Raw genomic sequence first — 18,933 nt, forward strand, 5'->3', positions numbered from 1 at the left:
AGGGAGCAGTCTCGTGAGCAAGCGAATGTGCTAGGGCCTTCGGCCCCTCTCCGCGCACCCTTCTTCTCTTCATCACTGCACCGCCGCAGGCCTCGGGCCCGGCCGTCGTCGCAGTGAACTCACTTGCCTCTTACGGGAGTTCGCCATGTCCGTTTCCGCTGTTGCCGCCGACTCGTCCGTCTGTGCCCCGCTCGCCGTCCTCGGCCGGGACGTCACCGTTCCGCTGGTCACCGGCGGTGAGGTGACCTACGCGGCGCTCGACTACGCGGCGAGCGCGCCGGCGCTGCAGCGCGTGTGGGACGACGTGGCCGCGTACGCCCCGTACTACGGCAGCGTGCACCGCGGCGCCGGGTACCTCTCGCAGCTGTCGACCGACCTCTTCGAGAACTCCCGTAAGACCGTCGCCGAGTTCCTCGGCTGCCGCGAGGGCGACCAGGTGGTCTTCACGCGCTCCACCACCGACTCCCTGAACCTCCTCGCCGCCGCCCTGCCCGCCGACTGCCAGGTCTTCGTCTTCGAGACCGAGCACCACGCCTCGCTGCTGCCGTGGCGGGACGCCCGCGTCACCTACCTCGACGCGCCGCGCACCCCCGACGAGGCCGTCCACACCCTGGAGCGCGCACTCGCCGACCGCGACCCCTACGGGCAGGCTCTCGTCTGCGTCACCGGTGCCTCCAACGTGACCGGTGAGCTCTGGCCGGTGCGCGAGCTGGCGGCGGCCGCTCACGCGCACGGTGCCCGCATCGTGCTCGACGCCGCACAGCTTGCGCCCCACCACCCCGTCTCCGTCGATGAGTTGGACGTCGACTGGGTCGCGTTCTCCGGCCACAAGCTGTACGCGCCCTTCGGCTCCGGTGTCCTCGCCGGCCGCTCCGACTGGCTGCGCGACGCCGAGCCCTACCTCGCGGGCGGCGGCGCCTCGCGGAAGGTGACGCGACGCCCCAGGGAAGCGGGCGGCGGCGTGGACGTGGAGTGGCACGACACCGCCGCCCGCCACGAGGCAGGCTCCCCGAACGTCATCGGCGTCTACTCCATCGCCTCCGCCTGCAAGGCGCTCACCGACGCGGGCTTCGACGAGCTCGTCGCCCGCGAGCAGCACCTCATCCGGAAGGTCCGCGAGGGGCTCGCCGAGGTGCCGCAGGTGCGGGTCCTCTCCCTCTTCGGCGACGACGCGCCGCGCGTGGGCGTCATCTCCTTCGTCGTGGACGGCTGGAACAGCTCGCACTTCGCCGCCGCGCTCTCCGCCGAGTACGGCATCGGCGTACGCGACGGCCTGTTCTGCGCCCACCCGCTGGTGCGCACCCTGCTCGACAGCGAGCCCGACGAGCCCGGCGAGTGCGGCGCCCCCGAGGCCGCGCCCGGCGAGAAGTCGCTGAACGCGATCCGCGTGAGCTTCGGCGCGGGCACTCCCGACGAGCACGTCGAGCGCTTCGTGCGCGCCGTCGGGGAACTGGTCGCGGACGGCGCGCGGTGGAGCTACCGCACCGAGGACGGGCGTTGCGTGCCGGACACCGGCGCCGCCTGAGCGGGCAGGCGTGAGCCGAGCACGATCGTCCGCGCGGCGCCCGGTGGTCGAGGGCGCCCTCCGCGGGGACGACGAGGTCGGCGCGCGCCCGCAGGTACCGGATGAGGAGGTGCGCCCAGTGCTCCGGGGCGGCGGCGAGGTGCCCGACCTGGGTGGGTGTCGCGCCCTTTTGCGGGCCGAAGGCACGGGCGACGCCGCGCACAGGACGTCGAAGGGGTTGCAGGCGACGCGGATCCCGGTGTCCGCGAGGCGCGGGTCGATGCCGGTCGGGTCGATGCGGTTCAGGAGCGTCAACTCCCGGCCCCCGCGCGGCGGTTCCCCTCCGTCGAGGTCCAGGAGCCTGGCCCCGAGGGTGTGCAGGGCGCCCGCACCGACGGCCGCCGCCACGACCAGCGGTACCAGGACCGACGAGCGGGCCGAGCGGGACTGCAGGACTAGGTGCGCGGCCGTGCTGACCGCGACGAGGCACAGCCAGTCAGGCGGGGAGGTCCAGGGGCAGCCCTGAGACCAGCCGTCTCGCCGCCCCCGCCTCGGCGAGCGCGACCCCGATCACGGGCGGAAAGAGCAGCGCGGGCATCACGACCAGTCGCTTCCGGCCGACGAGGACCTTGGCGCCGCGCGGAGGGGGTCCGCGGATGGGGCCGGCTTCGAGGACGGCGAGCTGCACTCCAGCTCCGCCTTGGGCGGGGCCTTGGGCTGCTCGGGGCTGTGCGTCAGGACGTAGCTGGTCGCGGCGGTGCCGAGCGGAATCGCGACGGCCGCGGCCGGGGCGGCCGTGCGGCGGGAGAAGGCCATGACTGCGAGGGTGCGCGGCGGACCGCACCGCCAGGGTGAGGCGTGGATGAAGGAACCCTCATGCGGGGAGCGTGCCGGAGCTCCCGGTGATCAGGAGTCGAGACCGATCGCGAAGGCGGCTTCGAGGTCGTGCTGCGAGTACGTGCGGAAGGCGACGTGCGTGTCCGTCCCCTCGACGCCCGGGATCTTGCTGATCCGGCCGGGGATGACGTCCGCCAGGTCGTCGTGGCGCGGCACGCGCACCATCGCGATCAGGTCGTACGTACCGGTCACGGAGAAGACCTCGCTGACCGAGTCGAGCGCGGCGATCGACTCGGCGATCTCCGGAATCCGGTCCACGCTGGTCTTGATGAGCACGATCGCGGTGATCACGGCTGGCTGTCTCCCTCGGTGGCCGGTGCGCTGCCTTTCACATGCACTCTAGTCCTCCGCAGACTCCACCCCCACGCGAAGAGGAACCCGAGCGAGAAGCCCACGAGGTGCGCCAGATAGGCCACCCCGGTGCCCTTGCCGCCCTGCCCCGCCGCCAGCCACTGCAGCGCCACCCAGAACGGCAGCACCACCCATGCGGGAAAGCGCAGCGGCAGGAAGAAGAGGAACGGGAAGAGGCTGGTGACGCGCGCCTTAGGGAAGAGATAGAGGAAGGCGCCGAGGACGGCGGAGATCGCCCCGGACGCCCCCACGAGCGTCTGGTCGGAGCCCGCGTGCGCGGCCGCGTAGGCGAGCAGGGCGAAGTAGCCGCAGCAGACGTAGAAGAACGCGTACAGGAGGTGCCCCATGCGTTCCTCGACCATGGCCCCGAACACGTACAGGAACAGCATGTTCCCGAGCAGATGCAGCCAGCTCCCGTGGACGAACAGAGCGGTGAACGGTCCCAGGGCGGCACGCGGGACGCCCTTGAAGAGCTCGACGGGGACGACGCCCCACCGCTCGAAGTAGGCCTGCTGCGCGGCGAGCAGTTCATTGCCCCTGCCGTACGAGGGGTTGAACCCGGACACCGGCGAGATCACGAAGATCACGCAGCAGACGGCGATCAGTCCGTACGTCACCGGGGCGGACTGTCCCCTGAGCAGTCGGCCCGCCTTCGTACCCCATGTGGCGATCATGAACAGAGCATGACGTAACGGGCGCTACCTGCACAGACCGCCATGCCGCCGTGGAGGCCGCCACGTGGTGCCCCTTACAGGCCTTAGGGTTACGGGCAATACGCACCAAGGACACCGACGGAAAGCAGCCACGATGACGGTCCCCCTGCCGACGGACACCACCAGGTGGCGCTGCACGCTGTGCGGCAACCTCACGCGTTTTGACGTGACCCGCAGCTCGAAGGTCGTCGAGTATGTCCATCTCGACCTGGCCGGAGAGTCGAACGTCGAGGAACGCGAGGTGGTCAGTGAGACCATCGAGTCGGTGCGCTGCCGCTGGTGCAACGCGGTGGATCAGGTGGAACTCGTGGACAGGCCGGGCACCGACTCCTGAGGGAGCGGGGCCCGCACAGCTAGTGGGGTGACGGATGGTGGAGAGCTCAGGCGGGGAGCCGGACGACGGCGCCGCTGAGGTGCTCGACCGTCCGCTGCCTGACGGGGTGCGTCGGCGGGTCGTCCAGATCGTCTCGGACGGCTTCGGCGGTCTCACCCTGGCCGAGTTGCCCGCGCAGCTGCGGCAGTACGCGCGGTTCACGCCGACCCGGCGCGCGAAGTTCGCGGCCAACGCCATGGCGGCCGCGGTGGAGAACGACACCCTCTTCCGGCAGCGCATCGGCGAACGCCTCAGGGAGGTCCAGCCCGAGCTGGCCGGCGCCCTGGACTCGGGCTCGCCGCCCCCCGCCGCCGACCCCCTCGACGTGGCCGCCGCGGCCTACGTGCTGCGGCCGACCGGCTGGGTGAAGCTGGTCACCGCCGCGGGCGAGGAGGCGCAGCGGGCCGACGCCGAACGCGTCGACGACGAGACCAGGGCGGAGCTCGAGCGGCTCCGTGAGGAGCTGGTCGCGGCCCGCGGCCAGACCAGGGCGGAGACCGAGCGGCTGCGCGTCGAGCTCGAATCGGCACGCAGGGAAGCCGAATCGATGCACCGCAAACTGCGCGGCGCGCTCAGCGACGTCAAGCGCGGCGAGGCCGCACTGCGCAAGGCCACCGCGGAGGTCGAGGCCGTGCGCGCCGAGGGGCAGGCGCAGGTGTCCGCCGCCGAGAGCGAGGCGCGGCGGCTCAAGGCGCGGCTCGGCGAGACCGAGGCCGCCCTCGAGGCCAGCCGCAGGGCCGCGCGCGAGGGACGCAGCGTCGAGGACATGCGGGTGCGCCTGCTGCTCGACACGGTCCTGGAAGCGACGCAGGGGCTGCGGCGCGAGCTCGCCCTGCCGCCGGTCTCCGTGCGGCCCGCGGAGACCGTGGACGCCGTCGAGCCGGGACGGATGTCGCCCAAGGACATCGCCGCCCGCGCGCTCTCCGAGAACGACCCGGCGATCCTGGACCAGCTCCTCGCGCTGCCCCAGGCCCACCTGGTCGTGGACGGCTACAACGTCACCAAGACCGGCTATCCGACCATGCCGTTGGAGAAGCAGCGGCTGCGGCTGCTCGGTTCGCTCTCGCAGCTCGCCCTGCAGTCGGGCGCCGAGGTCACCTGCGTCTTCGACGGCGCGGAGCTGGCGGCGCCCGTGCTGCTCGCGCCGCCGCGCGGGGTGCGGGTGCTCTTCTCCAAGCCGGGCGTCACCGCTGACGAGTTGATCCGTCAGCTGGTGCGCGCGGAGCCGCCGGGGCGGCCCGTGGTGGTCGTCTCGACCGACCGCGAGGTGGCCGACGGGATCGCGAAGGCGGGGGCGCGGCCGGTGGCTTCGGCGGTGCTCCTGAAGAGGCTTTCGCGCGGTTGAGAGCGGGGCTTTCGGTGGGCTACGCGGTTCTCGGCAACTCCTGCGCCCTATGCCCGAATTGAGGCCTCCCTCACGCGACGTAGCGTCAGAAGATCATCACTGACTGTGCGTCATGAGTAAAGAATGGCCTCTCGGGACGATTTTTTGATGGTGTGATTTGAACTGATCACAAGGAGGTCACTAATGTCACCTCGAACCTCCGCTCGGTTGATCACCCATCCGGGGTGACGGCGGCGGTACCCGCCCACCGGGTCTCGGTAGGCGGCTGGAGGAAGAAGGAGCCGCCTTCGTGGCGTCCCACCGTCGACCCAAGCAGCCGAGCCGCACCCGCGTGACCGTGCTCACCGCAACCGCCGCCGCTGCCGTGGCCCTCACCTCGCAGGGTGCCGCCCAGGCCGCGCCCAAGCCGAGCAAGGACGAGGTCAAGTCCAAGGTCGACAAGCTCTACGAAGAGGCGGAGCGGGCCACCGACAAGTACAACGGGGCCAAGGAGAAGCAGGAGAAGCTCGAGAAGCAGATCGGCGACCTCCAGGACAAGGTCGCCCGCGGCCAGGAGGAGCTCAACGACCTGCGCGACGGCCTCGGTTCGATGGCCAGCGCCCAGTACCGCTCCGGCGGCATCGACCCCTCCCTGCAGCTCTTCCTCTCCTCCGACCCGGACGACTACCTCGACAAGGCGTCCACCCTCGACCAGCTGAGCAGCCAGCAGGTCGACGGACTCAAGAAGATCCAGAAGAAGCAGCGGGACCTCGCGCAGCAGCGCAAGGAGGCCGCGGGCAAGCTGGACGACCTCGCCGACACCCGTACGGAGCTCGGCAAGAAGAAGAAGGAAGTCCAGGGCAAGCTCGGCGAGGCGCAGAAGCTCCTCAACACGCTGACCGCCAAGGAGAAGGCGGCGCTGGACGCCAAGGAGCAGAAGCGCGCGAGCCGCGCCGCCGACAAGCGCGTGGACCTCGGCGACGAGGCGCCCGCCTCCGGCCGCGGCGCCGCCGCCATGGCTGCCGCCGCCACCCAGATAGGCAAGCCCTACGTCTCCGGTGGCACCGGCCCCAATTCCTACGACTGCTCCGGCCTCACCCAGTGGGGGTTCGCGCAGGCCGGTGTCCACATCTCCCGGACCACGTACACCCAGCAGAACGACGGCACGCGGATCGGCCGCGGCGACCTCAAGCCCGGCGACCTGGTGTTCTTCAACAACCTCGCGCACGTCGGCTTCTACGCGGGCAACGGCCAGGTGCTGCACGCCCCGCACCCCGGCGCCTCGGTGCGCTACGAGTCGATGGCGTACCTCGGCACCTTCCAGTTCGGCGTCCGCGTCTGACGACTCACGGTTGACGCCCGCCGTCAACGCGCTGCCGACACCGCCCGAACGGGCGAATTCCGGCAACTCCCGCTGACCCCACGCCCCGTTGATGACCTGCGTCTGAAGCGGGGCGTCGGGCTGTCCGCGCCCTTTCCGCACCCGTATGGGTCTTTGGCCGTCCGTTCGCGCACGGCTACTGTCGGCGCGCATTCCCCGGGACGGCCCGGGGGTTCGTCAGCGGAAGGGAGAGCGGCGTCCCGTGGGGTTCCATCGCCGTCCCGCACAGCCCGGTCTCGACCGGAGCACGCGCGTGACCGTCCTTTCAGCGGCAGCGGCCACCGCGGCGGCGGCCCTCGCTGCCGCACCCGCAGGTGCCGCGCCGCAGGACAAGCCGTCCGACACGCGCGCCAAGGTGGACCGGCTCTACGAACAGGCCGAGCAGGCGACCGAGTCGTACAACAAGGCCGACGAGCACGCCGACAAGCTGCGCGCGCAGGTCGCCCGGGCCAAGGACAGCGTCGCGCGCGGCCAGGAGCGCATCAACCGGATGCGCGGCGCCCTCGGCGCCCTCGCGGGGGCGCAGTACCGCGCGGGCGGCATCGACCCCTCGCTGGCCCTGATGCTCTCCTCCGACCCGGACGCCTACCTGGAGCGGGCCTCGGTCCTCGACCGCGTCAGCGCCCGCCAGGCGGGCGAACTGGCCGATCTGCAGCGGGCGCAGCGCACCCTCGCGCAGCAGCGCGCGGAGGCGGGCCGCAAACTCGCCGAGCTGGAGAAGAGCCGCACCACCGTCGCCCGCCACAAGCGCGCCGTCGAGCACAAGCTCGCCAAGGCCAGGAAGCTCCTCAACTCGCTGTCCGACGACGAGCGCGACGCCTACGACAGGTCCTCGCGGTCCGGCGGGCGCGACGGCCTCCCGGAGCTCGGCGGCGCCCCGTCCTCCTCGCGGGCCGCCGCCGCGATCGCCGCCGCCAGGTCCGCGATCGGCAAGCCCTACGTGTGGGGCGCCAACGGACCCTCCGGATTCGACTGTTCCGGGCTGATGCAGTGGTCGTACGCCCAGGCCGGGGTCGGCCTGCCGCGCACCTCGCAGGCCCAGCGGTACGCGGGACGCCAGGTGTCCCTGTCCGAGGCGCAACCCGGTGACCTGGTCGCCTACCGCGACGACGCCAGCCACATCGGGATGTACATGGGCAACGGCCAGGTGGTGCACGCCCCCTACCCCGGAGCACCGGTCCGCTACGACCCCGTCGGCATGATGCCGGTGTCGTCCGTGACGCGGATCTGACCGGCCGTCCACCGCGCACGCCCCGTACGATCGGGAAGGTGGCAGGTCACGGACGTGGGTCATGGTGGGTGGCGCTGTGCTGCGCCCTCTGTCTCATCGCGCTGGCCGGGTGCGGCGGCCGGGACCCCGTCCCCGACGCGGCCGCGGGCGAGGTGCGCGAGGTCCTCGACCGGCGGGCGCGGGCCGTCCTCGACGGGGACGAGAAGGCGTACGACAGGACCGAGCGCCCCGCGAAGGGCGCCGAGGACCTCTTCGGGCGCCTGCGCGCCGTCCCGCTGGACTCCTGGGACTACCGGCTGACCGGCCTCGACCGCGACGGCTCCAGGGCCACGGCGAGCGCCGAACTCCGCTACCGCGTCAAGGGCTACGACCGCGCGCCGATCACCGCCGAGCGCTCGCTCTCGCTGCGGCGCACCGGCGGGCAGTGGTACGTCACCGCCGAGCGGCCCGCGAAGAAGACCGGCGAACAGCTCTGGGACCAGGGTCGCGTGACCGCCGAGCGCGGCGGGCGCAGCCTCGTCCTCGGCGTCGGGCAGAGCGCCGCCGAGCTGCGCGCCCACCGTGAGCTCGCCGACCGGGCGGTGCCCGCGGTGCGGGACGCCTGGCCGGGGAAGTGGCCGGGGCGGATCGTCGTCCTCGTGCCACGGTCGCTCGACGGCATGGCGGGGCTCCTCGGAGCACCCGCGTCCGGCTACCGCGGGATCGCCGCGGTCACCACCGGCGAGACGGGCGGGTCGGGACGGGCCCCGGCCGACCGGATCATCCTCAACCCCGAGGCGTACGGCGTCCTCGGCGACTTCGGCAAGCGGGTCGTCCTCACCCACGAGGCGACCCACGTCGCGACCCGCACGCAGACCTCCGCGGCCACCCCGCTCTGGCTCTCCGAGGGCTTCGCCGACTGGGTGGGTTACCGCGGCACCGGACGCACCGCCGCACAGGCCGCGCCCGAGCTGCGGCGCGCGGTGCAGCGCAGCCGGCTGCCCGCCGCGCTCCCCGAGGACAAGGACTTCGGCTTCGGCGGGGACGCCACGAGGCTCGCGGGGGCGTACGAGGGCGCGTGGCTGGCCTGCCGGATGATCGCCGAGCAGTGGGGCGAGCGGAAGCTCACGGACTTCTACGAGGCGGTGGGCGCCCACGACGGGCGGGAGGGCGCGGTCGAGGGCGCGCTGCGGGGCGTCCTGGACACCACGCCCGAGGACTTCACGGCGCGCTGGCGTACGTATCTGCGCGCGGAGCTTGGCTGATCTGCTCCGGCACCGGGTGCGGCGCGGCCCCGCGCGGCGCGGACACCGTCCGGCGCCACAGGTTCCGGCAGGCCAGCACGGTCGCCGCGACCAGCAGGCCGTTGCGCACGAGCAGCAGGGCCAGGCCCAGCGGGTCGCCGGCGACCACGTGCGAGAACCACACGGGGAACTCCAGGAACGTCACGAACGTGGCCACGAGCACCAGCCGCGCCGGCGCCGCCATGGGGCTCGCACGGAACGCCAGGCACACGGCGGCCGTCCCGACCAGCCACAGCATGTACTGCGGGCTGATCACCCGGCTCGTCGTGGTGAAGAGCAGCACCGCGACGAACGCGGCGTCCGCGGGGGTGCTCGCCGCACGGACCCGGGCGCGCAGCCGCCACACCAGGAGCCAGCAGAAGGCGGCCACCGACAGGCCCTGCGCGAGCGTGCTCACCAGTGGGACGTACGGGCCCAGGAATTCCACCGAGCCGTAATTGAGCCGCACTTCGCCCTGCCAGCCGAAGTGGCGCGCGACGTGGAAGACGAGCGCGCCGAGCGACTCCACCTCGGTGCCGCGGTCGCGCTGGAAGGTGAGGAACGCCAGGGCACCCGGCATCGTCACCAGGAACGCCAGCGCGAGGACGAGGGCCGTGCCCGCGGCCGCGATCCACGACCGGCGCGTCGCCCGCCCGCGCGGCGCGCCGACGAGCAGCAGCACCGGCCACCCCTTGAGCAGCGCCCCGAACCCCGCGAGCGCCCCCATCGTGCGCGGATGCCGCGCCCCGGCGAGCAGTCCGGCGACCGCGACGGCGGCGACCATCACGTCGTACCGCGCGTATCCGGTGGGCCCGAGCAGGGCCACGCCGATCACCCACACCCAGGCGCCCCGCAGCGATTTGCCGGGCCGCCGCCCGGCGTACAGGAGCAGCCCGCACACCGCCGCGTCGCACAGCAGGCACAGCGCGGAGAAGGCCGGCGCGTAGCCGAGGAAGGGCAGCAGGGCGGGGGAGAGGACCGCGAGGGCGGCGGCGGGCGGGTACTGCCACGTGACGTCGTCGAGCGGGAAGGTGCCGGTGCGCAGGATCTCGTACCAGCCCTGGTAGATGACGGAGACGTCGCTGGTCACGTCGGGTCCGGGGGCCGTGAACACGTGGAGGACGCAGAGCAGCAGGAGGGTCCTGGTCAGGCCCCAGACAGTCAGGATGCGTGTCATGAGCGCCTCGCCCCTTTTCGCATACTTAATTGTGGTTCGAGACGTCATGATGCCGGGCGGGACCGGGCCGGGGCGAAGAGGCTGGGCCGTTGAGCACGGGCGGCGGCTCCGGCGCGGCCGGCGTTTTCGGCGCGGCCGGTGGCTTTCGGTACTGTCGTGCGCGATGCACAAGACCCTGATCGTCACGAACGACTTCCCGCCCAGGCCCGGTGGCATCCAGGCGTTCCTGCACAACATGGCGCTGCGCCTGGACCCCGAGCGCCTCGTCGTCTACGCCTCCACGTGTAAGCGGGGCCGCGAAGGCGCGGAGGCGACCGCGGCCTTCGACGCCGAGCAGCCCTTCCAGGTCGTACGCGACTCCACGACGATGCTGCTGCCGACCCCGCGCGTCACCCGTCGCGCGGTGTCGCTCCTGCGGGAACACGGCTGTACGTCGGTGTGGTTCGGGGCGGCGGCGCCGCTCGGGCTCATGGCGCCCGCGCTGCGCAAGGCGGGCGCGACGCGGCTGGTCGCCACGACCCACGGCCACGAGGCGGGCTGGGCCCAGCTCCCCGCCTCCCGCCAACTCCTCCGCCGGATCGGGGAGTCGACGGACACGATCACCTATCTCGGCGAGTACACGCGCTCGCGGATCGCGGCGGCGCTGAGTCCCGCGGCGGCGGCGCGCATGGTCCAACTCCCGCCCGGCGTCGACGAGAAGACCTTCCACCCCGGGTCCGGGGGCGATGTGGTGCGGGCGCGGCTCGGTCTGACCGACCGGCCCGTGGTGGTGTGCGTCTCACGGCTCGTGCCGCGCAAGGGCCAGGACACGTTGATCCTCGCCATGCCGAGGATTCTCGCCTCGGAGCCGGACACGGTGCTGCTGATCGTCGGGGGCGGCCCGTACGAGAAGGACCTGCGTCGGCTCGCGGCCGAGACGGGGGTCGCGGACTCCGTCCGCTTCACGGGGGTCGTGCCCTGGTCGGAACTCCCCGCGCACTACGGCGCGGGCGACGTCTTCGCCATGCCCTGCCGGACCCGGCGCGGGGGACTGGACGTCGAGGGACTCGGCATCGTCTACCTGGAGGCGTCCGCGACGGGCCTGCCGGTCGTCGCGGGGGACTCCGGCGGGGCGCCGGACGCGGTGCGGGACGGGGAGACGGGGTGGGTCGTCCGGGGCGGCGCGCCCGAGGAGGCGGCGGACCGGATCGTCGCCCTGCTCGGCGACGCGGAGCTGCGCTCCCGGATGGGGGAGCGGGGGCGTTCCTGGGTGGAGGAGAAGTGGCGCTGGGACCTCTTGGCGGAGAACCTGAAGGCGCTTCTGTAGGCCGCGGGCCCTGGGTGGCGGTTTCCGCGCGGTTCCCCGCGCCCCTGGAAACGCCGCCCACGGCCCTGCCACGGATCTCGTTCCGCGTCTGACGGCCGGTGGGGGTTGCTCGCGCAGTTCCCCGCGCCCCTGGAAGGCGGCTCCGCCGCCTCCTCGGGGCGGCAGGGGGGAAGCGGGGCGCAGCCCCTGCTTCAGGGGCGCGGGGAACTGCGCGAGCAACCACGGCGGCGGGGGACTCGCGAACGGAGCTTCGGGCTACGGCGAGTGGGCGCCCCGCCAACGCTACCCGCGGTAAATCGCCTCGATCTCGTCCGCGTAGTCCTTCGCCACCACGTTCCTCTTCAGCTTCAGCGACGGAGTCAAGTGCCCCGACTCCTCCGTGAACTGCGAGCCGATGATGCGGAACTTGCGGACGGACTCCGCCTTGGAGACCGCCGCGTTGCCGTCGTCCACCGCGCTCTGGATCGCCGCGAGGAGGTCCGCGTCGTCGCGGAGGGAGGACGCGGAGGAGTCGGCAGGCTTGCCGTGCTCGACCGCCCACCGGCCGAGGAACTCGTCGTCGACGGTGACCAGGGCGCCCACGAACGGGCGGCCGTCCCCGACGACCATGCACTCGGCGACCAGCGCGTGCGCGCGGATACGGTCCTCGATGACGGCCGGAGCGACGTTCTTGCCGCCGGCCGTGACGATGATTTCCTTCTTGCGGCCGGTGATCCGCAGATACCCGTCCTCGTCGAGCGTCCCGATGTCCCCCGTGTGGAACCAGCCGTCCGCGAGAGCCTCCTCCGTGGCGCCCTCGTTGTTCCAGTAGCGCGAGAACAGGTGCTCGCCGTGGAGCAGGACCTCACCGTCGTCCGCTATCCGCACGACCGACCCGGGCAGCGGCTGGCCGACCGTGCCGATCTTCTGGCGGTCCCACGGGTTGAAGGCCGTGGCCGCGCACGACTCCGTCAGGCCGTACCCCTCGAGGACCGTGAAGCCGATGCCGCGGAAGAAGTGGCCCAGACGCTCGCCCAGCGGCGCCCCGCCCGAGATCGCGTACTCGCCGCGCCCGCCGAGGACCGCGCGCAGCTTGCTGAAGACCAGTTTGTCGAAGAGCGTGTGCTTGAGGCGCAGGCCCAGCGACGGGCCCGACGGCGTGTCCAGGGCGCGGCTGTACGCGATGGCCGTGTCCGCCGCCTTGTCGAAGATCTTGCCCTTGCCGTCGGCCTGCGCCTTCGCGCGCGCCGAGTTGTAGACCTTCTCGAAGACGCGCGGCACGCCCAGGACCATCGTCGGCCGGAAGGAGGCCAGCTCGTCCGTGAGGTTCTTGACGTCGGGCGCGTGGCCCAGCTTGATCGGCGCCATCAGCGCGGCGACCTCGACGAGACGTCCGAAGACGTGGGCGACGGGGAGGAAGAGGAGGACCGAACACTCGCCCGTACGGAACAGGGGCTTCAGGCGCTCCACCACGTTGCCGCACTCCGCGAAGAAGCTGCGGTGGGTGAGGACACAGCCCTTGGGGCGGCCCGTCGTGCCCGAGGTGTAGACGATCGTGGCGGGGTCGTCGGCCTTGGCGGCGGCGCTGCGCTCGTCGACGGTCGCGTCCGGCACCTCCGCGCCCGCGCCGTGCAGCTCCTCGACGCCGCCCGCGTCGATCTGCCAGACGTTCTTCAGGGCGGGCAGCGCCTCGCGCACCGACTCGACGGTCGCGGCGTGCGCGTCGAGCTCCACGACACAGGCCACGGCGCCGGAGTCACCGAGGATCCACTGGATCTGCTCGGCGGAGCTCGTCTCGTACACGGGAACGGTGACCGCGCCCGCGCTCCAGATGGCGAAGTCGAGGAGCGTCCACTCGTACCGGGTGCGGGACATCAGGCCGACGCGGTCGCCGGGGCGCACTCCGGCGGCGATCAGACCCTTGGCGGTGGCGCGCACGTCGGCGAGGAAGGCCTTGGCCGTGACGTCCTGCCAGCGGCCCTCGACCTTGCGGCCGATGACGGCGACGTCCGGGTGCTGCGCGGCATTTCTACGGACGATGTCTGTCAGATTGCCGTCCGCAGGGACCTCGTACAGGGCCGGAAGGCTGAACTCGCGCAAGACTGCTGCTCCTACATAGGGCGCCGGCGCCACGACGTTGTGTGCTGCGACGGTGCGGTCCAAGATCGGGCAGGTGCTCAGTCGAGTGGGGGGCTGAGCACTACTGGACTGCCCGGACGTTACCCATCGGTATGGCTGGTTCGGTAGGGGGGCAGGCCCAGATGTTCGGTGCGTCACACGTCGTCGTGCTCTGAATCGCACAGTACGCCACCGTCTTCCCGACTCGGAAGTAACCGCAGGTCCGGCCGCTGGACCGGGCCTCTACCGCCCCCGGGACGACCGTCCTAGGGTGATCGGCATGCCAGCTTTCCGGGTCAATGTGGTCAGTGACGTGCACGGCAACACCGAAGCACTCGCGCGTGCGGGGGACGGCGCGGACGCGCTGGTCTGCCTCGGTGACCTCGTGCTCTTCCTCGACTACGCCGACCACGCGCGCGGCATCTTCCCCGACCTGTTCGGCGCCGAGAACGCGACGAGGCTGGTGGAGCTGCGTACCGCACGCCGTTTTGACGAGGCCAGGGAATTCGGCCGAAAACTGTGGGGGACCGTCGACAGTGACCGGGCCGCCGTGATCGAGGGCGCCGTCCGCAAGCAGTACGCCGAATTGTTCGCCGCCTTCCCCACTCCGACCTACGCCACCTACGGCAACGTCGACATCCCCTCCCTGTGGCCGGAGTACGCAGGACCCGGCACCACCGTCCTCGACGGCGAGCGCGTCGAGATCGGCGGCCGCGTCTTCGGCTTCGTCGGCGGCGGCCTGCGCACCCCGATGCGTACGCCCTACGAGATCTCCGACGAGGAGTACGCCGCCAAGATCGAGGCCGTCGGCGAGGTCGACGTCCTGTGCACCCACATCCCGCCGGACGTACCCGAGCTCCTCTACGACACCGTGGCCCGGCGCTTCGAGCGGGGCAGCCGGGCGCTGCTCGACGCGATCCACAGGACCCGCCCCCGGTACGCCCTCTTCGGCCACGTCCACCAGCCGCTCGTCCGGCGCATGCGCGTCGGCGCGACGGAGTGCGTGAACGTCGGGCACTTCGCCGGGACATCCAGGCCCTGGGCCCTGGAGTGGTGACCGTCCCGCGCGCGGTAGCCTTCACGCGTTGCACCACCCCCATCCCGGACCGCATCTGGAGGAGCCACAGCGATGGCGGAACACACCAGCTCGAGCATCACGATCGAGGCGGCACCGGCCGAGGTCATGGGAGTGATCGCCGACTTCGCTCGCTACCCGGACTGGACGGGTGAGGTGAAGGAGGCCCAGGTGCTCGCCACCGACGAGCGGGGCCGCGCCGAGCAGGTCCGCCTCGTCATGGACGCGGGCGCGATCAAGGACGACCAGACGCTGGGCTACACCTGGACCGGGGACGACGAGGTCAGCTGGACCCTCGTGAAGTCCCAGATGCTGCGCTCGCTGGACGGCTCCTACCTCCTGCGCCCGACCGCCTCCGGCACCGAGGTCACCTACCGCCTCACCGTGGACGTCAAGATCCCCATGCTCGGCATGATCAAGCGCAAGGCGGAAAAGGTCATCATCGACCGAGCCCTGGCAGGCCTCAAGAAGCGAGTCGAGTCCAAGGAAGCCTGACGGGAAGCCGATCGCGGTCCAGGCTTCCGGGGCCGCGGGCAAAGCGGGGCGCGGTCCAGGCTTGCGGGGCTCGGGGAAAGCGGGGCGCAGCCCCTGCTTTCAGGGGCGCGGGGAACTGCGCGACCAGCCACAACGAACCGGCAGCCGCAAACAGACCGCTCCCCCCCACGGCGAGTGACCGCCCCCGCCCCGGCGCCCCGCCGCCTCACGTACCGTTCACCACCATGCGCACCCTCCTCATCACCGGCCCCGGCGGAGCCGGCCGCACCACCGTCGCCGCCGCCACCGCGCTCGCCGCGGCGCGGGCCGGCCGGCGGAGCCTGGTGATCTCCGCCGACCGCGCCGACACCCTCGGCACGGCGCTCGGCGCCCCGGACGCGCATCCGGCGCTCACCACCCACCGCCCCGCCCCCGACGACCGCTTCCGCGACGACCTGCTCGCCCTGCAGGAACGTGCCGCCTCCGCCCTCGACCTGCTCGGCGCCGAGCGGCTCGACGGCGAGGAGCTGACCCCGCTGCCCGGAGCGGAGGAGCTGGCCCTGCTGCGCGCCCTGCGCGACGCCGGCCGCGACGGCACGTACGACACCGTGGTCGTCGACCTGCCGCCCACCCCGAGGGCCCTCGCGACCCTCGCCCTGCCCGAACAGCTCCGCCGCTATCTGCGCCGGCTGCTCCCGCCCGAGCGCCAGGCGGCCCGCGCCCTGCGCCCCATGCTCGGCCGGCTCGCCGGTGTCCCCATGCCGGCCGCCTGGCTGTACGAGGCCGCGGCCCGCGGGGAGGACGAACTCGCCGCCGTCCAGCGCGTGATCGAGGCCCCCGGCACCACCGTCCGCCTGGTCGCCGAACCCGGCCCCGCGGGCGCCGACGCCGTCCGTAGCGCCGCCACCGGCCTCGCCCTGCACGGCCTGCGCACCGACCTCCTCGTCGCCAACCGGATCCTGCCGGACGCGAGCCCCGACACCTGGCTCGCCGGACTCGTCGCCCAGCAGCACAAGACGCTCGACGCGTGGGAGTCGGCGTACGACCACGTCGTCAGGGCCCCGCACCTCGGCCGCGACCCCCGCGGCACCGACGACCTCGAGGCCCTCGGCCTGACCGCCCCCGGGGCGGCCCCCGACCCCGCCGCCTGGCCAGTCACGGAAGCACCCGAGGACGACGGGAGCCACGCGTATGTGTGGCACGTTCCGCTGCCCCACGTCACCCGCGAGGAACTCGGCCTCATCCGGCGCGGTGACGAGCTCGTCGTCACCGCGGGCCCCTACCGCCGCATCGTCACCCTGCCGTCCGCGCTGCGCCGCTGCACCGTCGCGGGGGCCGGGCTGCGCGAGGGCGAGCTCAGGGTGCGGTTCGCGCCCGACCCGGATCTGTGGCCGCGCGAGCGGTGAACGCCGTACCTCCATTCGGGTAACGTCGAGTGGCATGAGCGATGCCACCGAGCGCGAAGCCCCGGAACCCCAGGAAAGCCACGGCGACGCCTGGGAAAGGGCGTGCGCCGAGGACCTCGCGGCGGAGAAGGCCCGCCGCCGCGCCCAGTACGGGCCGCCGCCCGGCTCCGCGGCCGAGGAGCTGCGCAAGCTGTTCGACGTCGTCTCGGACAAACTCTCCGGACTTCAGGCGCCACTGTTCGGCGCGGTCGCGCAGGGTGCCGTCGAGCAGACGCTCCGGCAGGTCGCCAAGGAGGCGAAGGCCGTCGTCGAGCCGGTCATCGAACGCAACCCCGACGTCTTCGACCACCTCGCCGCGGCGGGCTCCGAGCTGCTCGCCGCCTACCGCTCGGCGGTCGAGGGCCAGGAGAGCCGGTGGACCCGCGGCGACGGCGCGGACGACGCCACGAAGGACGCCGCGCCCGGCCGGGACCCCCGCGACGGCGGCTCCTCCGCGGGCGAACACATCGATCTGGACTGATCCCCCTCGGGTACGGTGGGCCGTAGCGGGGCTCGATCGAACTGAGGGATTCATGGGACTCACCATCGGCGTCGACATCGGCGGCACCAAGATCGCGGCCGGAGTGGTCGACGAGGACGGCAACATCCTCTCGACCTTCAAGGTGCCGACCCCTGGTACTTCCGAGGCCATCGTCGACGCGATCGCCTCCGCCGTGGCGGGCGCACGGGCCGGGCACGACATCGTCGGCGTCGGCATCGGCGCCGCCGGATACGTCAACCGGCAGCGCTCCACGGTCTACTTCGCGCCGAACATCGACTGGCGCCAGGAACCGCTCAAGGAAGAGGTCGAGAAGCGCGTCGGCCTGCCCGTGGTCGTGGAGAACGACGCGAACGCGGCGGCCTGGGGCGAGTACCGCTTCGGCGGCGGCAAGGGCCACCGCAACGTCATCTGCATCACGCTCGGCACGGGCCTCGGCGGCGGCATCATCATCGGCAACAAGCTGCGCCGCGGCCACTTCGGCGTCGCCGCCGAGTTTGGCCACATCCGGATGGTGCCGGACGGCCTGCTCTGCGGCTGCGGCAGCCAGGGCTGCTGGGAGCAGTACGCGTCCGGCCGCGCCCTCGTGCGGTACGCGAAGCAGCGCGCCAACGCCACCCCAGAGAACGCCGAGTACCTGCTCTCGCTGGGTGACGGCACCCCCGAGGGCATCGAGGGCAAGCACATCTCGATGGCCGCGCGGCAGGGCGACGCCGTCGCCATCGACTCCTACCGCGAGCTGGCCCGCTGGGCGGGCGCGGGCCTCGCCGACCTGGCGTCGCTCTTCGACCCGTCCGCGTTCATCGTCGGCGGCGGCCTCTCGGACGAGGGCGAGCTGGTCCTCGACCCGATCCGCAAGTCCTTCAAGCGCTGGCTCGTCGGCGCGGCCTGGCGCCCCGAGGCCCAGGTCATCGCCGCCCAGCTGGGCAACAAGGCGGGCATGGTCGGCGCGGCGGACCTGGCGCGGGAGCCGGATCCGGTCATGTGACACCGGTACGGCAGGTGCACCGGCGCCCGTCGCGTCCCTTCGGGGAGCGGCGGGCGCTGTCGTATCTTGATCGCCATGGTCAGCGAACCGCTCCCCAACTCCCGCACCGAACCCGACGGTTCGGCCGTCATCCGGGTGCTCGGCTACAACATCCGTTCGATGCGCGACGACACCGCGGCGCTCGCCCGGATCATCTCCGCCTGCGCCCCCGATCTCGTCCTGATCCAGGAGGCCCCGCGGTTCTTCCGCTGGCGCAAGAAGCTGGCCCGCCTCGCGCGCGCCGCCGACCTGGTGATCCTCTCCGGCGGCGGCTCCGCGGCGGGGCCCGCGCTGCTCTGCTCGCTGCGCGCCACGGTCGAGCGCACCGAGGACGTGCTGCTGCCGCTCACCCCCGGCCTGCACCGGCGCGGCTTCGCGACCGCCGTCGTCCGCTTCGGCGGCGCCAGGCTCGGCGTCCTGAGCTGCCACCTGAGCCTGCAGACCGACGAACGCTACGACCAGGGCGGGATGCTGCTCGACCGGCTCGCGGGCATGGGTGTGGAGCACGCGGTCGCGGGCGGTGACCTCAACGAGCGGCCCGACGGCCGGACGTTCCGCAGGCTCGCCGCCGGACTCCAGGACTGCTGGACGGCCAGGCCCTGGGGCGGCGAGAACACCTCCACGCCGGCCGACCCGCACCAGCGCATCGACGCTCTCTTCGCGACCTCCGGCATCGAAGTCCTCGGCTGCGGTGTGCCGTTGGACCTGCCAGGGGTGAGCCCGGACGACCTGAGGGCGGCCACGGACCACCTGCCGGTCCTGGCCGCCCTCAGAGTCCCCGCGGCGATGTCCTAGGC

At 72.5% G+C, this 18,933-nt stretch carries 18 protein-coding genes and 2 pseudogenes; 13 read left to right on the top strand and 7 right to left on the bottom strand.

The window, feature by feature from the left end:
- Positions 1-145: 145 nt before the first annotated feature.
- Positions 146-1,525, top strand: coding sequence for an aminotransferase class V-fold PLP-dependent enzyme (locus tag AC07DO_RS04850; RefSeq protein ID WP_479057082.1), 1,380 nt, complete (start codon positions 146-148; stop codon positions 1,523-1,525).
- Between the two features lie 25 nt (positions 1,526-1,550).
- Here the strand turns inward: AC07DO_RS04850 and AC07DO_RS04855 are convergent.
- The 5 genes and pseudogenes from AC07DO_RS04855 to AC07DO_RS04875 form a co-directional block, all read right to left on the bottom strand.
- A pseudogene (locus AC07DO_RS04855) lies at positions 1,551-1,897 on the bottom strand (glycerate kinase); the annotation flags it as partial.
- A pseudogene (locus AC07DO_RS04860) lies at positions 1,889-2,114 on the bottom strand (SLC13 family permease); the annotation flags it as partial. The pseudogenes AC07DO_RS04860 and AC07DO_RS04855, both read right to left, overlap by 9 nt.
- Complete coding sequence (locus tag AC07DO_RS04865) at positions 2,102-2,320, bottom strand: small hydrophilic protein (RefSeq protein WP_479057083.1); 219 nt, start codon at positions 2,318-2,320, stop codon at positions 2,102-2,104. The pseudogene AC07DO_RS04860 and the gene AC07DO_RS04865, both read right to left, overlap by 13 nt.
- 90 nt (positions 2,321-2,410) lie before the next feature.
- The gene (locus AC07DO_RS04870) at positions 2,411-2,692 is read right to left on the bottom strand and encodes an Lrp/AsnC family transcriptional regulator (protein ID WP_055566223.1); all 282 of its coding nucleotides are present in this window, start codon (positions 2,690-2,692) and stop codon (positions 2,411-2,413) included.
- Positions 2,689-3,426 carry a rhomboid family intramembrane serine protease gene (locus AC07DO_RS04875; RefSeq protein ID WP_479057085.1) on the bottom strand — a complete coding sequence of 246 codons (738 nt, stop codon included), beginning with the start codon at positions 3,424-3,426 and terminating at the stop codon, positions 2,689-2,691. The genes AC07DO_RS04870 and AC07DO_RS04875 overlap by 4 nt, the downstream gene beginning before the upstream one ends.
- Positions 3,427-3,559: 133 nt before the next feature.
- On the opposite strand from AC07DO_RS04875, the gene AC07DO_RS04880 reads away from it, so the two are divergent.
- The 5 genes from AC07DO_RS04880 to AC07DO_RS04900 all read left to right on the top strand — a co-directional run bounded on the left by AC07DO_RS04880 (position 3,560) and on the right by AC07DO_RS04900 (position 9,018).
- Complete coding sequence (locus AC07DO_RS04880) at positions 3,560-3,799, top strand: hypothetical protein (RefSeq protein WP_150166909.1); 240 nt, start codon at positions 3,560-3,562, stop codon at positions 3,797-3,799.
- A 34-nt stretch (positions 3,800-3,833) separates the two neighbouring features.
- Entirely contained in the window at positions 3,834-5,183 is a 1,350-nt protein-coding gene (locus tag AC07DO_RS04885; protein ID WP_479057087.1) for an NYN domain-containing protein, read from the top strand.
- A gap of 289 nt (positions 5,184-5,472) precedes the next feature.
- Positions 5,473-6,504: a C40 family peptidase gene (locus tag AC07DO_RS04890; protein ID WP_479057088.1), complete on the top strand. Its 1,032-nt coding sequence runs from the start codon at positions 5,473-5,475 to the stop codon at positions 6,502-6,504.
- A 241-nt stretch (positions 6,505-6,745) separates the two neighbouring features.
- Positions 6,746-7,774 (top strand): C40 family peptidase, encoded by a 1,029-nt coding sequence (locus tag AC07DO_RS04895; RefSeq protein WP_479057089.1) that lies wholly within the window; start codon positions 6,746-6,748, stop codon positions 7,772-7,774.
- A gap of 38 nt (positions 7,775-7,812) precedes the next feature.
- Positions 7,813-9,018, top strand: coding sequence for a hypothetical protein (locus tag AC07DO_RS04900; protein ID WP_479057090.1), 1,206 nt, complete (start codon positions 7,813-7,815; stop codon positions 9,016-9,018).
- Here the strand turns inward: AC07DO_RS04900 and AC07DO_RS04905 are convergent.
- Positions 8,975-10,213: a glycosyltransferase 87 family protein gene (locus AC07DO_RS04905; protein WP_479057091.1), complete on the bottom strand. Its 1,239-nt coding sequence runs from the start codon at positions 10,211-10,213 to the stop codon at positions 8,975-8,977. The genes AC07DO_RS04900 and AC07DO_RS04905 overlap by 44 nt on opposite strands.
- Positions 10,214-10,376: 163 nt before the next feature.
- Here AC07DO_RS04905 and AC07DO_RS04910 point away from each other — a divergent pair, with 163 nt between their 5' ends.
- A complete protein-coding gene (locus AC07DO_RS04910; RefSeq protein ID WP_479057093.1) occupies positions 10,377-11,519 on the top strand; it encodes a glycosyltransferase family 4 protein in 1,143 nt (380 codons plus the stop codon).
- A 282-nt stretch (positions 11,520-11,801) separates the two neighbouring features.
- Here the strand turns inward: AC07DO_RS04910 and AC07DO_RS04915 are convergent, their stop codons facing one another.
- Positions 11,802-13,598: an AMP-dependent synthetase/ligase gene (locus tag AC07DO_RS04915; RefSeq protein WP_479057095.1), complete on the bottom strand. Its 1,797-nt coding sequence runs from the start codon at positions 13,596-13,598 to the stop codon at positions 11,802-11,804.
- Positions 13,599-13,917: 319 nt separating this feature from the next.
- On the opposite strand from AC07DO_RS04915, the gene AC07DO_RS04920 reads away from it, so the two are divergent.
- From AC07DO_RS04920 to AC07DO_RS04945, 6 genes are all read left to right on the top strand, one after another.
- Entirely contained in the window at positions 13,918-14,673 is a 756-nt protein-coding gene (locus AC07DO_RS04920) for a metallophosphoesterase family protein (protein WP_479057525.1), read from the top strand.
- Between the two features lie 72 nt (positions 14,674-14,745).
- On the top strand, positions 14,746-15,186 hold the full coding sequence (locus tag AC07DO_RS04925) for an SRPBCC family protein (RefSeq protein WP_150219095.1): 441 nt from the start codon (positions 14,746-14,748) through the stop codon (positions 15,184-15,186).
- 224 nt (positions 15,187-15,410) lie between these two features.
- Positions 15,411-16,571, top strand: coding sequence for an ArsA family ATPase (locus tag AC07DO_RS04930; RefSeq protein ID WP_479057097.1), 1,161 nt, complete (start codon positions 15,411-15,413; stop codon positions 16,569-16,571).
- Between the two features lie 34 nt (positions 16,572-16,605).
- Entirely contained in the window at positions 16,606-17,091 is a 486-nt protein-coding gene (locus AC07DO_RS04935) for a DUF5304 domain-containing protein (RefSeq protein WP_479057098.1), read from the top strand.
- Between the two features lie 52 nt (positions 17,092-17,143).
- Complete coding sequence (locus tag AC07DO_RS04940; RefSeq protein WP_479057099.1) at positions 17,144-18,097, top strand: ROK family glucokinase; 954 nt, start codon at positions 17,144-17,146, stop codon at positions 18,095-18,097.
- Positions 18,098-18,172: 75 nt separating this feature from the next.
- On the top strand, positions 18,173-18,931 hold the full coding sequence (locus tag AC07DO_RS04945) for an endonuclease/exonuclease/phosphatase family protein (RefSeq protein WP_479057101.1): 759 nt from the start codon (positions 18,173-18,175) through the stop codon (positions 18,929-18,931).
- Positions 18,932-18,933 lie beyond the last annotated feature (2 nt).

Source organism: Streptomyces sp. NPDC045678, from assembly GCF_056432085.1.